Source organism: Zhongshania sp. (assembly GCF_041584495.1).
Classification (GTDB): Bacteria; Pseudomonadota; Gammaproteobacteria; order Pseudomonadales; family Spongiibacteraceae; genus Spongiibacter.
Genome location: NZ_JBFHDY010000087.1, coordinates 1 through 15,003, shown reverse-complemented (window position 1 = coordinate 15,003; position 15,003 = coordinate 1). Strand labels below are relative to the sequence as shown.

Genomic DNA, 15,003 nt, shown 5'->3' with positions numbered 1-15,003 from the left:
GTTCATCGCCTCGGGGTCAAAGGCCTGCACCACCGCACCAGCGGCCCACAATTTCTCCATTAGCACGCGGCTTGGCGCATCGCGCATATCGTCGGTGTTGGGCTTAAACGACAAACCCCACAAGGCAATGCGTTTACCCGCCAAATCACCGTCAAAATAGGCCTGCACATGCGCAAATAATTTATCTTTTTGGCGGTAATTCACTTGCTCTACCGACGTCAACAAGGCCGGCGTATAGCCCACTTTCTCGGCGGTTTTAACCAAGGCTTGCACGTCTTTAGGAAAGCAAGACCCGCCGTAACCACAGCCGGGGTATATAAAGTGGTAACCAATACGCGGGTCAGAACCAATGCCCTGCCGCACCTTTTCAATATCGGCGCCCAACAATTCCGCTAGGTTCGCCATTTCATTCATAAAGCTGATTTTCGTCGCCAGCATGCAATTGGCGGCGTACTTGCTTAGCTCTGCTGAGCGCACATCCATCACAATCATGCGTTCGTGATTGCGGTTAAACGGCGCATACAACTCACGCATTTTTTCTTCTACTGCGGGGCTATCGGTACCAATTACAATCCGGTCTGGTCGCTGGCAATCGGCCACCGCCGCGCCTTCTTTCAAAAACTCGGGGTTAGACACCACATCAAAACCAAAATCGACGCCTCGACCCGCCAGCACCTCTGCAACACAGGCGCTCACCTTATCGGCAGTACCCACCGGCACAGTGGATTTATCCACAATAATCTTGGGCGACTCCATATACCTGGCAATGGTCTTTGCCACTGCCAACACATACTGTAAATCGGCAGAGCCATCTTCGTCTGGCGGCGTACCCACCGCAATAAACTGAATACGACCATGCTTAACACCGAGCGCGGCATCGGTGGTGAATATCAAGCGACCGGTCTCAACATTGGCTTTCACCAACGACTCAAGACCCGGCTCATAGATAGGAATGTGCCCCTGCTGCAATTGCTGCACTCGGGCTTCGTTTACATCAACACACACCACATTGTGGCCCACGCCGGCCAGAACAGCGGCCTGAACCAGACCGACATAGCCTATGCCGAAAACAGTGACTTTCATTCAATACCCTTTAGATCACCAATATGAACTCGATCCCCATTTCATGTGGCATGACACTGGGCCTGTATACCCCGCTCAAACCGCATTTAGCAGTAATAAGCGCACCGGTAAAACATCGAAACCGCGTGCGTAACTAATTGTTTTTCCCATAGTAATCGTAGCTATAATGGCTATAGCCATAACCATATGCATAACTAGTCGCGGGACGCTCTACCGCATTTAACACAGCTCCCTTGACCGTTATACCATTTTGCAGAAGCCGTTTAGAGGTCACTTCTATCTCCTTCTGGAGGCTTACACCAAATCGAGTCACTAACATCGTCACCCCACAATACTGACCTACAATCGTCGCATCAGTTACCGCCATAACAGGGGGAGTATCCACGATAACAAGATCAAAAGTTGAACCAACACTATCAAAGACTGACTGAACACCCTTGCTCATAAGCAATTCCGAGGGGTTGGGAGGAACCGATCCTCGAGCCAGCACAAACAAGCCATCAACATCTGTCGGCCGAATCGCCTCATCAAGCCCTATCTGCCCCGCTAAAACATCTGACAAGCCAGGCTCCACACCAACACCAGCTATTTTGTGCATGTAACCACGGCGCATATCAGCGTCGACAACAAGGACTCTCCTTCCTGTTTGAGCTACAACCGCCGCTAAGTTCGCCGATATAAATGACTTACCTACGCCCGGGCTGGGCCCTGAAATCATAATGAGATTATTCTCAGCCTCAAGCATGGCAAAGTGCAAACTCGTGCGAAGGCTTCTTAAAGCTTCGATAGAAATATCCGCAGGATTTAATGCCGCCAAAAGCTTCGGCTCCACTTCCGAGACCCCGCCCAATTTACGCCAACCAAGCTTCTGTTTCTGGCCATCTAATTTTTCCTGATGATTTGACAATGGAATCGAAGAGTATACGACTAAACCCAATTTCTCCAGATCAGCAACGGTCATTATTCCTCTACGGAGACTTTCCCTCACTATAACCAACACCAGACCCAGCACAACACCACAACAGAGCGAAACCATGAGAACGAGAATTTTCTTTGGCTTTACCGGAGCTTTTCTATTGACAATCGCCTCATCAACAATACGGACATTACCCACCGTGCCTGCCTTAACGATATCCAGCTCCTGAATATTGTTCAGCATTTGAGTATAAACAGCGGTACTTACGTCGAGATTTCGCCTTAAACCAAACAATTCCTGCTGAGTCTCCGGCAGATTTGCAACCTGCCCGTTTAGCTTCGCCTTCCTACTTTGCAACTCATTTATCTTGTTTTGAAGCGTATCAAAACTGGGATGTCCCGGATTAAACTTGCTTTCGAGCTCAATTTTCTCCATTTTTAGTTGCGCAAGACTGGATTCAATTCCTACAATCTGATCGAGCAATGCCCCAGTCTCTAAACTAATATCTACCGATCCAACCTCGACCTTATACTGGTTAAATTCCGCCTCGTATCTCTCGAGCTCCTCAGTAATTTCGGGCAACTGCCCCTTTAAAAAATCCAAGCTTTTAGACGCCTCTTCAGAGTGCCTCTCGACATTTCTTCGAATAAAACTTTTTGTAACAATATCAAGAAATCGCAGCGCCAAATCTGCATCTCTACTCTCCGTCGTAACTTCAATAATTCCCGTATCGGCACCCACTTCCGATGCATTCAAAAGTGCTTGATAGCTTAAAATGGTATCTAATCGATCCTGCCGACGAACAATAAACTCCGTACCCGGCAACGCGGTAATTGACTGAATACCTATTTGATATCCCGATCCTTGATGAACTTCGCCCACGGCACCCTGAAGCAGAATCCGACCTTCAGGGGAAAGCAACACATATTCGTCGCTACCAAGATACCGAACCACATGTTCTCGCCCCGTCATAGAGGGCGGAACGACAAATCTGTAAAAGTCGAGAAATTCACCACCCCAGCCATATTTTCGTAATGATTCCAACGGCGCCTCTCTAAGCTCACTGGCAGAACCGCCTTGGCGGGCTATTGCTTCACCTACAACAGGGAAATATCTCGGCATAACCAGCAGATCCAGCGACAAGCGATCAATAGCCTCGCTTATCACCGTACGACTACGCATTAGCTCTATTTCCGTCGAAGTACCTGATGATGCAACTAACGCACTTGTCACCTCATCCATTCCCGGGATAATGCTCTTGTTGCTTTCCACCTGAATCACAACATTAGCTTGATAAACAGGTGGCGTAACCCAGAGATAAAAGAACCCAACACCCAAGAAGATCAATACGGACAACAACAGCCAAAACCGATATTGAACCAGCTTTTCCAACAGCGCACTCAGATCCACCTCGCTCTCTTCAACATCATACGGAAGGTTCTTACTTGTATTGGACGAATTCATTATTTCACCAAAGCAGGGCAAACGAGATTAGATAGACTAGCTATCAACGAAGCGAAAAACCAAAAGCGGGTTGAAAACACGAGACGAGTGAATGGCTCAATGGGGGGGGAAACTGTGGATAAATACTTGCAAAGCTCATACTTCTTCCTTGAAAACCGGTATTCAACTTTTGCACGCAATCAAGCCGACAAAAGGATGAAATGAAGCTCAACGCCTTCCTAGCAACAACAATACCAACTACTCTAAATTGCAGAGCCATCTAATATAGGGCGCTGCAATCATAAAGGAACCCTCGCCGCCTTTCCACCGCCCGCACCAAAAAAAGACTTGTCGCACCAAAAACATTCACAAGGATGGAACATTTACAACATATCGTTCATCTTGCTATCATTTTTTACAGAATTAACCATATGCCAATGCCAAGCGACGGATGCGCTCTACCAACCGAAGTATCCCTAAATTGCAGACGTCTTGGCACGAAACTAGCTGCACTCACTCCAACATACCTAATGGATGAATTAATGAGAAAAGGATATCTCCCATTTCGCAATTACCCAATTTCACTGGCCCTACTACAGGGCAGAACGGCTCGCTAGCTGAGCACCACTATAAGGTTTTCGACAACTTTACCGCTCGACGGTATTACGCCGTCTGCAAGAAAGGCATGCACATAATGCACCCTAATAAAGTTATATATTTTCCATACAGCAATCAGGACAACCCTTACAATAGCCTGAACCAGGAAATCATTAAGTCGTTGGGCTACGCGATTGCCGACATATACCAGCTTCGAATTGGCGACCTCATAAGACCACACATAGTGATTACTAACTGGCTCGAATCCCATTGCGTCGCATCAAACGGCCGAGTCAAATGGATCAATACATTCAAAATATTCGCATTACTACTTTTCATTGCCTGCACACGATCAAAATTAATTTATGTACGTCACAATTACCAACCACATGGAGCAAAAAAGCTATCACTGTATTTGTCAAAAATCATCATTCGCCTGCAAGAGAGCCTTTCATACAAAAAGTTAACCCACCTACCCAATAGCAAGCTCCCCGGGTATAGCTATATTCCACACCCACTATATTCGGAGGTGCTCCCGCTAACAGAACAAGGCACACTGAACGGTAAGTTTATCATTATTGGCGCGATCGAACGCTACAAAAAAGTAGACGAAATTATTGAACATTGGCCGACCACAATACCATTAACGATTGCAGGAAAATGTGACTCACCGACCTACCTTTCCACGCTAAAGGAGGTCTCAAAAAGAAAGGGCATCACCTTGAACATCATCGACCGTCGACTAAGCAATAATGAAATCAAGCAATTACTAATGAGTCATTCGACGGTAGTGATCGCTCACGACGAGCACACTGCAATCGTATCCGGAACGTACTATCTGGCTAAATCTTCTGGCTGCTTGACACTGAGCCGCCGCCCACATGGCCCTAAAGACTGTGTCGGCGACTACATCTTCCATAACTTGAACAACCTCCAGCCTACAATCGAATCCATACTGTGCGCCACTTCAGCCGGAATAAATCGGCATGACGTTTTCAATGACGCCAGAATCCACTATGGAAAAGAAGCTGTTTCAAAATATTGGCTAGCATGCTTATGTTGACCAAATATGCATACCGAAATTTAAGCGAAACCCGCAAAAACCACGCTGCGTTTATCCCGCTACTTCTCCCATTTTTAGCAATGGAGATAGTCGTCATACTTTTCGTAGTCATTCAAGGGAAAAGCCTGTATTTTCTTACTCAAGAACGAAGCCTATTTTCCAGTTTTGCGATCATAGCTGCAGCAGCGTACATGTTTCTTTATGTACCCATACGAAAACTGAAGATAATCAACACCCTCGATTTTATTTTTTTAATTTTTCTTTTCCTCAACTTTTACTCGATACTTAACAGCTTCTTAAACGAACGCATCGATATCATTTTTTTGAAACAACTCTTCTTTTTTATTTGCATGGCATTTTTTTACATATACGGAAGATTTGTATCACCAAACGCCACTTCAAATTTAAGCCGAAGCCTCTTCACGGGACTCATACTTATACACATAACAGTGCAGATTGCGAATGGCATGTCACCTGCTGTGGAACCAGGATTTATCGCTCTCAGTATATTGATGCTATTTAGCGCCACGTACAAACACTCAGTTTTTGCACAATTAGTATCACTCATCATCATTATTGCCTATATGGCTCCTATCATCCCCAATCTAAACCGAACGCTCATTGGCTGGATACTTATATTTCTTACTGTCACCCTGTTCGAAATATCCCAGAAGAACAAGCTTATTTTGGCCGCAGCGATAGCAGCGGCCCTATCACTCGTCGCAGTCACTACTATAGCGATTCAGGATTACAAAATTGAAAAGACCGAAAGCCGATCATTGGCCCGACTCAACCAACTTATTTCTATAGCCCGTTCCGGCACAACAAGCAAAAGCGTATCCATTTCTGATAGACTGTACGAGATTCAGGGCGTTGAAAGAAAATTCAAAAAAGAAGCAGGACCAGTCGATGTGATATTGGGATTCGGCGCATCAGCTCGCTACGATGCCTACCTTACTGCAGGAACCGTCTTCAACAATCATAATGTACATATCGGCGTGTACTGGGAATATCTGAAAAGAGGATATTTAGGAGTAACGCTCTTCGTGATGTTTAATCTTGCGGTACTATATTCCGGAATCCGTCAAAGGGACTGGAGCTTCCAGAATCGAGGCGAAATTCGCTGGTATTTTTTTTGGTACTACATAGTCAGCTTAATGTTCTGGTTCACTTGGGCAAATTTCTATTACACCCAAGTGCCTGTATGGATGTACGTAGGAATGGTTTTTGCACGAAAAGCTAGAGAAACAAAGTTCATTCGCACTAAAGCAACACTGCTCATGGCGAAAGGTTAGTCCACTTCTACATTCAGAAATGGAATACTTGGTTAAGGAGTGACCGTATGTCTAACAAAGTAGCAATCATACATGACTGGCTCGTCGATTGCGGCGGCGCAGAGAAAGTTGTAGCAGCATTGCTAGAGCTATACCCGCAGGCAGATCTGTTTTCGACAGTGTGTTTTATGACGGACGAACAGTTGGATGAGTTAGGCTATCAAAAACCTGTTAATACTTCATTTATTCAAAGGCTTCCATTCGCGAAGCGGCTATACAGAACATATTTTCCGTTCATGCCATTTGCTGTAGAACAGTTCGACTTGTCCGATTACGAATTAATTATCAGCAGCAGCTCCAGTGTGGCCAAGGGGGTCATAACATCCCCGGAAAATATACATATTTGCTACTGCCACTCTCCAATGAGATATGCTTGGGATATGCAAGCACAGTACCTTAAAGAATCCCGGCTAGAAAAGGGGCTATCTTCAATCTTTGCGCGTTTTTTCCTCGCGATGGCCCGCACTTGGGATGTTAGATCATCATTCGGCGTTGATGTTTTTGTTGCAAATTCAGCCTTTATTTCCCAGCGGATCAAAAAGTGCTACCGCCGCGACAGCGAAGTTGTACACCCGCCAGTCGACGTGGAGCTCTTTTCTGCTAATCAAGATAAAGATGATTATTACGTGACTTGCTGTCGCTTAGTTCCCTATAAGAGAATCGATCTTATAGTTGAAGCATTCAATAAAATGCCTGACAAAAAGCTCGTCGTTATCGGTAGAGGACCAGAAGAAAGCAGGCTTCGCGCCATGGCTAATTCAAATGTCGTTTTCGCAGGGAGACTTCCGATTTCCGATCTCAGGCGGCACTTTTCATGTGCACGAGCTTTTGTATACGCTGCCGAAGAAGATTTTGGTATAGTCCTTGCCGAAGCCCTTGCATCAGGAACTCCCGTAATAGCCTATAAAAAAGGTGGCGCGTCAGAAATCGTTCAACATGGAAAAACGGGTATTCATTTTGAAAGCCAGACTGCTAATGCTATTGTTTCTGCGGTAGAACTGTATGAGAAGCACGGCATAAGCTTCTCCCCGATTGAGATAAAGCAAAGCTCGAATCGATTTTCCAAAACGGAATTCAAATTGAGGTTTCATAGAATTGTGGAGTCCAATACCTCTCTTGCGTCACGACCATCTCCGGAGCACACGACATGACGACCGGGAATAGCATCTTGTTTACAACTCATGTTGGAAACCCTGGTGGCGCAGAAATAAAAATGCTTGAACTCATAAAAGCCACGCCACACTCTCGAGTAGTGTTACTTGAAGAAGGCACTCTGGAGAATACCATTCAAAATTACGGCGTAAATGTTACCGTTGCCAAAGACAGTAAATCTCTTAATCAATATCGAAGAGAAAGTAGTATATTCAGTGCTATTCGATCTATACCCACCGTAATAAAGCTTCTCAGTTTCGCGCGAAAGGAGACTAAAGACGTAAAAATTATTGTATGCATGTCTCAAAAATCATTTTTGATATTTTCCCTTGCAACGCTTCTCCGAAATAAAAAATTGATTTGGTTTATGAACGACATTGTATCATCAAGTCATTTCAGCTTATTTTCGCGCTTAGTCATAAAGACCTTTGCCAGACTTTTTTCTGACGTAGTTGTCCTCAACTCACAAGCATCACTACATCAATGGAAGAAATCCGGAATGTATTGCAAGCGAGAAGTAGTTATATACTCAGGCGTGAACGATGCATTAATTAACACAAGTCCAGAATCAATCAATGACGAACACTCAGTAAGCCAATTAATTAAATGGAAGACAGATTTTAGCCTCATTGGCATGTTCGGCCGAATCTCACACTGGAAGGGTCAACAGGTACTAATTAACGCCTTAAAAGACCTACCAAAACACAAGGTAATATTCGTTGGCGGCGCCCAATTTGAAGACGACAGCTACAAATCTTCACTATTAAAGCTAGCTGAAGAGTTAAAAGTCAATGATAGAATTATTTTTCTCGGGCACAAGGAAAATATTTTTGATTACATGAAATTATGTGAGGTAGTTGTTCACTGCTCCACCTCCCCGGAACCGTTCGGCCGCGTCATAGTTGAGGCGATGCTCTGCGGAAAAATTGTGGTAGCCAGCGACTCCGGCGGCCCAACTGAAATTATAGTTGACGGCGAAACTGGCTATCTATATCCCGCTGGCAATGCCAAAGAATTGGCAGAAATATTGTCGCACCTGCCCATCTTAAAAGAAAGAGAGGTTATGGAAAACGCGGCTAGAAGTCGAGCTATAAAATTTTTCACAGCCAAAAAAATGTGTGTCGATTTTAGAAACCTTTGTCAGCAATTATAAATCTTGTAAAATACTTAAACAGGAACTTGCAATGAACATCGGCATACCCAATTTTTTTATAGTGGGATTTCCAAAGTGCGGAACAACATCGATGGTAAAATACCTATCTCAGCATCCGCAAGTATTTGTTCCGAGTCACAAAGAGCCTGGTTATTTTTCTCCTGACATAGCACCATCTATCTATAAGACAAAAAGTGAATATTTAGCACTTTATCAGGACTTCGCCAATAAAATCATACTAATCGATGCTTCCACTAAATACAGCCATTCTTCAATAGCATATCAGACCATTAAAGAATTTAACCCAAATTCCAAGGTACTGGTCATGCTCAGAAACCCGGTCGATATTGTTTATGCATTCCATTCAGAATTGGTCAAACTCGGCATTGAAACAGAGACCGACTTTTCGATTGCGTGGAGGATTCAATCTCAGCGTGTTAATGGTGATTTAATTCCCGCTAATTGTAAAGAATTTAGACTGATGTATGAATACGAATCAGTTGGTCGAATTGGCCAATCACTTCAACGTGCATTCGAAATTTTTGGACGGAAAAATGTTCACGTAATCCTGTTTGACGATTTCGTCGCTGAACCACATAACGAATATCGCAAACTCCTGGAGTTTCTTAGCATACAAAACCATGAAAACCTAACATTTCCAATTGAAAATGCAAACACTCACTTCTCGGCGCCAAAATTGGCAATGTTTGTACGGGAATTACGGCTTATTACCCAGCCATTCTGGATCGCGATAAAAAAATTACTGCGCATTAAAAGCCTTGGCATACTTTATTTTTTAGATAGTTTCTACACATATCCGGCACGAAGGCCGCCGCTAACACCACCGTTTAGAAAAAACCTTCAGAAGTTATATGAACCTGAGATCGAGTTAGTTGAAAGACTGATTCACCGAGACTTATCACTCTGGAAGCAAGCACATACCAATGATACTTTCTCCGTGAACACAGTAAATTGCTTGATACTTTCAGAAGAGTACCCACCAGACAGAGGAGGCGTAAGCACATGCGCGGTCGAACTAGAGCGACACCTTGAGGCAGATAACCAGATAAAGACCTTTGTTGTGTCCCGTCAAAAGAAAACATCCACCCGCGACAGACATAGCGACATAACGCTTTCCAGATGTTCTTTTTTAATCCTATGTTTTCGCACCATCTTATTCGGAAATTATACTACCGTCATAGCTATAAAATGGTTTCCAGAGGGCCTTATTGCAATTTTAACAAGAATTTTTAGGTCAAATATCAAAGTTATTATCTATTGCCACGGTGTTGAACTATTTGAATCTCACTCTAATTTTAAAAAGATATTACGCAGCTTGTTTCAGCCCATCAAATCTTGGGCGCTCCGCAATGCGGATCACATTATCGCAGTCAGTGAGTTCACAGCTAATAAAGTTCGATCCATCACTAAGAAATCGGCGAACATTTCGATTATACATAACGGTGTATCTACCGAAAGCTTTATCGTTCTAGACACATTACAGCGAAACTGCGCTCGCAAAATCAAAATACTTACCGTATCGAGGCTAGTACCCCATAAAAATATAGACTCCGTAATACGCGCACTTACGTTGCTAAGCAACGACATAGACTTCAGCTACACCGTCGTTGGCAGCGGGCCAGAACTGGAACCTTTAAAAGAATTGGCCTTGAATAGTGGACTTTGTGACATGGTAGAGTTTAAAACCGATATCAACGACAATCAACTTGACACCGAATACCATAATGCTGATCTTTTTATACTATGCTCAAAGTTTATTAAAAAAATTCCTGCCGTTGAGGGGTTTGGAATAGTGTTTCTTGAAGCGGCGGCCAAAGGATTGCCTTCAATTGGCGGACAAAGCGGCGGAATCCCTGAAGCAATTATTCACGAAAAAACCGGACTTCTAGTAGATCCCGACGATATTGTTCAAATTGCATCAGCAATCAGAAAACTTTCGACTGATCACAAAACCCGATTTGAAATGGGTATGCGCGCATACAAGCGCGCACGATCTGAATTTACCTGGGAAAAATCCTGCGAAGAATTGAGAAAAAAAATCATCGACTAACGCGAAAAAATAGTATGCCTCCAATTATTGGATGCTATTTACCGCCAAGGTTCGCATGTTTTTGAACTAGTCGCTTATTTATTTTTTTCGTTACCTTACCTAACCAAGAGCTATAAACATCATATAATTGACCGCCAACCGCAATGCATTTAGCCGACAAGTATTTTTCATTTAATATAGATATCGCCTTTTTCTTCAATAATGCACTATCAGAGTTCTTGGCACGATACCAACCCTTCTCACCTTCAGGAAATAGCCAGCGATTAATATGACGACATAAATCATCATCTACTGCGCCACCAAATTCAACACCGCGATCTGAGACCTCAATTCCGTCGCTGTCGCCAAACTTAACAAACCCGCCCATATTTTTTATGAATCTTCCATTGGCAACAAAAAAATATGTAGAAACCCACGAATCAATATCCAGCCCGCTCACTTTAGAAGATTTATCAAGAAGGCATTTTTCTCCTATTATGAACGGCGTTGGCTCCAACCTTATTCGATTAACAGCCATCTTGTAGCATAGCAAGTCCAGCATACTAAAATTTCTGTGAGAAGAGTAGGTATCATTTGCAATTACAAAGATATCACCCTCAACAAATTCCATTTTTTTTCCGAGATAATCAATTCCTTTTTGAAATCCTGAAAACTCCCAAGCGCGGTTATCTCCTGGAATGGTATTTTTTGGATAGTCAATCCCGGAATTATTCACAATACACTCCACAGGATTGCTACCCGTTATAAATTTTACTTGTTTAAAAAATTGGCTCATTCCCCGACCCCGTACATCAGGATAATAAGCGAGGTAAATAGCGTACACCTTGCGCATGACTGAAACCCTTCTGCCCCCACCTAAACCAAGCGAATGAAAACCTGGCTAGCTATATACAACACACTCTCATTGTTGCGCCTATAAATTAAGCCCCCAAAATATATTTGCTATAATTTCTAGCGACCCGCCTAATTGCGGCATATGACATGTACGACAGCGCCACCACTGATATAAACGCAATTATAAATTCAATATAACCACTTAAATTGATTATTGATTTTTCACTCATTAATCTAATTGCACCAATAAAATACCCATGCACATATACGATCGGGAAACTCGCGTTGGCCAACGCGCCTAGCGGACGAGATGTAAAATTTAAATACTTCTCTCCTACTACAAGCAACACCCAAAATAACGCCAGCTTAAAAACCAGATCCCAACGTGAATCATAGTTAGCAGTGTAAATCGCTATCACCCATAAAATTGAAAACGCAATAGCCACGGTTAATGAATGTTTTGAAAATTTCGAATATATCCCTTGTTCAGATGCGCAGAGTACGCCCCCCACATAAGCCGGAAAGTAGTATATGGCAGCCTGTAATATATTGGAATTCAGACTGGGCCTACCTAAATATAAAGCTGCCAACAACGATAGAAGAAACAATGGAATAAGAAGGCCATAATCTTTTCCGCATTTAACAACGGGAAATAACACGTAAATAATAATAACCATTGGTACAAACCACATTGGCCCCAGATGTGCCCCTGTGATCATTAAATATAAATACTGAATGGCCATTCCCTGTGAGTAGAACCATTCCATGTCCAACCAACTGTGTGTCGTTTTTATTTTAAGCAAATATATTAAAATTGCCGGAATAGACATAATAATATAAGGCAATACTACGTACTTCAATTTGGCTTCGAGATATGTCAGGTATGTATAGCGATTCATTAAAAGTGAAAACAAGTACCCGGCTATGGCAACAAAAACGACAGCGGCGTTCTCCACTACTCCCTTTACTAAGAGGGGCTGCCCTATATCAACAATCGTAATACAATGAGCCATCACAACAAATAGTATTGCGACGCCTCTAATATTATGAATAAATTGTAAAAATTGTGTCCTTTCCGCCATCTCCGCGTCCTTTCAGTATTGTTTTATGAAAGCCCTTCAAGTTATTTTAATTTTCCAGAAACTTACTATTCCGCACTCACTTACTGTGACATGGTTTTTTACAAAGAAATATTTCTCCAGCATTTTCGATTATCCCAAAATGTATGATATCTTCCGGTGGTAATATGTCTTGAGGGAAGTACACAGACACCTCAAGGCCGGTACTTTCTAACAACCCCAGATAATCTTTTAACCCGTACAGCCTCACATGGTCTGATTGCCCATAAAGCTCTTCCCGCATTTTGGGGTCCGTAATTGCTGGGTCCTCATGGGTATAATCACCGTCAATTGGCACCAAAATAATCGCCCACCCTCCTGACTTTAAAACACGGGTAAGTTCATTAATGGCTTTTTTGTCATCACTAATATGTTCCAGTACATGGCTACAAAAAATCACATCGAAAGTTTCATCATTGTATTTGATGTCCGTTATATCCATGCACTCCATTGCCAACCCAGGCTGTATATCGGCGGTAAGGTAGCTACTTCCATACATCTTTTTCAGGCGATCATCCAAACATTTTTCAGGCGCAATGTGTAAAACCCTTCGATTGAGCGGTTCAAAAATATCGGTTTTTTTTCTCAAAAACACCCACAACAAACGGTGCCGCTCCAAAGCACCACAGTGCACACACTCAGCATCAGTTCTTTTTGTAACCCCATAGTCGAGGAACTTTTTGGATGATCTTTCACACAAAGGACAGAATCGATTATCTCCAACGTATATATACGCAAGAAAAAAGTGCTTTATGTGTCGGAAAAGTTGTTTGAGAGATTTTCTCTCTGCGGGAATTCGAAAGACATCCATGCGATTTGTATAAATTCCTTTAATGAAGTTAGTCTCAATCCATCGGCATACTATAAATTAGACAGAATTAAAGTACTTGCAAGTAGCATTCCACAGCTACCACTGGTAATAAAGAGCGGCTCAAAACGATAACATATCTTCTCGACATTACCTCCACATACGCTACTTGTAGCCTTCGGCGACCCGCTGAAGGTATTGGCCGTAGCCGGTTTTTTTAAGGCCGACGGCCTGCTCCAACAGCTGGCTCTGGCAGATCCAGCCCTGGCGGTAGGCAATTTCTTCCAGACAGGCGACCTTCAGGCCCTGACGGTGTTCGACGGTTTGCACGAAGTGGCCAGCCTCCAGCAGGGAGTCGTGGGTGCCGGTATCGAGCCAGGCAAAGCCCCGTCCCAGCACTTCCACGTTGAGTTCGCCCCGCGTGAGGTAGGCCATGTTCACATCGGTGATTTCCAGCTCGCCCCGGGGAGAGGTCTGGATATTGCGGGCGATCTCCACCACCTCGTTGTCGTAGAAGTAGAGGCCAGTCACTGCATAGGGGGATTTGGGCTGGGCGGGCTTTTCTTCAATACTAATCGCCTTGCCGTCGTCGCCAAATTCAACCACCCCGAAGCGCTCGGGGTCAGTGACGTGATAGCCAAACACGGTGGCGCCGCTCTCCCTGGCCACGGCGGCCTTGAGTATGTCGCTGAAATGCTGGCCGTAGAAGATGTTGTCGCCCAGTACCAGGCTGACGTTATCGCTGCCGATAAAGTCAGCGCCGATGGTGAATGCCTGGGCCAGCCCGTCGGGACTGGGCTGTTCTTCGTAGCAGATATTAATCCCGAACTGACTGCCATCACCGAGCAGACGCTGGAAGCCGGGCAGATCGGTGGGGGTGGAGATGACCAGTACATCGCGAATCCCCGCCAGCATCAATACCGACAGAGGGTAGTAGATCATCGGTTTGTCGTAGAGGGGCAGCAGCTGTTTGGAGCAGCCCATGGTGATGGGGTGAAGGCGGGTGCCGGAGCCACCGGCGAGGATAATGCCTTTGTATTTCTTGGTCATGGTGTTTCCCTCACCGGCCTGATGTCACAAACATCAGGCCCAATATTAATTTATTTTCGCCTAAGCACTGAGCTGGAGACTCAAAGTCCTCACCGCGCTCAATGGATACCTGCCTTCGCAGGTATGACAACAAATTAAGTCACTCCTGCGCAGGCAGGAGTCTATACCTTGGTCTTGTACCTCGCGTCTCGCGCCTAGCATCTACCACCCAACGGCATTCGCTGCGCTCACGTGGATACCTGCCTGCGCAGGTATGACAACTAATTAAGTCACTCCTGTGCAGGCAGGAGTCTATACCTTGGCCTTGTACCTCACGTCTCGCATTTACCACCCAACGGCATTCGCTGCGCTCACGTGGATACCTGCCTTCGCAGGTATGAC

11 protein-coding genes are annotated in these 15,003 nt (G+C 44.3%); 5 read left to right on the top strand and 6 right to left on the bottom strand.

Annotation, left to right across the window (positions count from 1 at the left end):
* On the bottom strand, positions 1–1,083 hold a 1,083-nt coding region (locus ABYP33_RS13400; protein WP_373091564.1), incomplete at its 3' end, for a UDP-glucose/GDP-mannose dehydrogenase family protein.
* 133 nt (positions 1,084–1,216) lie between these two features.
* Positions 1,217–3,463, bottom strand: a complete 2,247-nt coding sequence (locus tag ABYP33_RS13395; RefSeq protein ID WP_373091563.1) for a polysaccharide biosynthesis tyrosine autokinase — start codon at positions 3,461–3,463, stop codon at positions 1,217–1,219.
* Between the two features lie 673 nt (positions 3,464–4,136).
* Between ABYP33_RS13395 and ABYP33_RS13390 the strand changes: the two genes are divergently transcribed.
* From ABYP33_RS13390 to ABYP33_RS13370, 5 genes are read left to right on the top strand one after another with little or no spacing between them, the layout of a single operon-like run.
* Positions 4,137–5,102, top strand: coding sequence for a hypothetical protein (locus ABYP33_RS13390; RefSeq protein WP_373091561.1), 966 nt, complete (start codon positions 4,137–4,139; stop codon positions 5,100–5,102).
* Entirely contained in the window at positions 5,096–6,397 is a 1,302-nt protein-coding gene (locus ABYP33_RS13385; RefSeq protein ID WP_373091559.1) for a hypothetical protein, read from the top strand. Before ABYP33_RS13390 ends, ABYP33_RS13385 begins: the two co-directional genes overlap by 7 nt.
* A gap of 47 nt (positions 6,398–6,444) precedes the next feature.
* On the top strand, positions 6,445–7,587 hold the full coding sequence (locus ABYP33_RS13380; RefSeq protein ID WP_373091557.1) for a glycosyltransferase family 4 protein: 1,143 nt from the start codon (positions 6,445–6,447) through the stop codon (positions 7,585–7,587).
* A complete protein-coding gene (locus tag ABYP33_RS13375) occupies positions 7,584–8,741 on the top strand; it encodes a glycosyltransferase (protein ID WP_373091555.1) in 1,158 nt (385 codons plus the stop codon). The genes ABYP33_RS13380 and ABYP33_RS13375 overlap by 4 nt, the downstream gene beginning before the upstream one ends.
* 31 nt (positions 8,742–8,772) lie before the next feature.
* Complete coding sequence (locus ABYP33_RS13370) at positions 8,773–10,812, top strand: glycosyltransferase (RefSeq protein WP_373091553.1); 2,040 nt, start codon at positions 8,773–8,775, stop codon at positions 10,810–10,812.
* A 34-nt stretch (positions 10,813–10,846) separates the two neighbouring features.
* Here the strand turns inward: ABYP33_RS13370 and ABYP33_RS13365 are convergent, their stop codons facing one another.
* From ABYP33_RS13365 to rfbA, 4 genes are all read right to left on the bottom strand, one after another.
* Positions 10,847–11,587 (bottom strand): hypothetical protein, encoded by a 741-nt coding sequence (locus tag ABYP33_RS13365; protein WP_373091551.1) that lies wholly within the window; start codon positions 11,585–11,587, stop codon positions 10,847–10,849.
* A gap of 145 nt (positions 11,588–11,732) precedes the next feature.
* Positions 11,733–12,728, bottom strand: coding sequence for an acyltransferase family protein (locus ABYP33_RS13360; RefSeq protein ID WP_373091549.1), 996 nt, complete (start codon positions 12,726–12,728; stop codon positions 11,733–11,735).
* 76 nt (positions 12,729–12,804) lie between these two features.
* Positions 12,805–13,359, bottom strand: coding sequence for a class I SAM-dependent methyltransferase (locus ABYP33_RS13355; protein ID WP_373091566.1), 555 nt, complete (start codon positions 13,357–13,359; stop codon positions 12,805–12,807).
* A 378-nt stretch (positions 13,360–13,737) separates the two neighbouring features.
* Entirely contained in the window at positions 13,738–14,622 is an 885-nt protein-coding gene (gene rfbA, locus ABYP33_RS13350; protein WP_373091547.1) for a glucose-1-phosphate thymidylyltransferase RfbA, read from the bottom strand.
* Positions 14,623–15,003 lie beyond the last annotated feature (381 nt).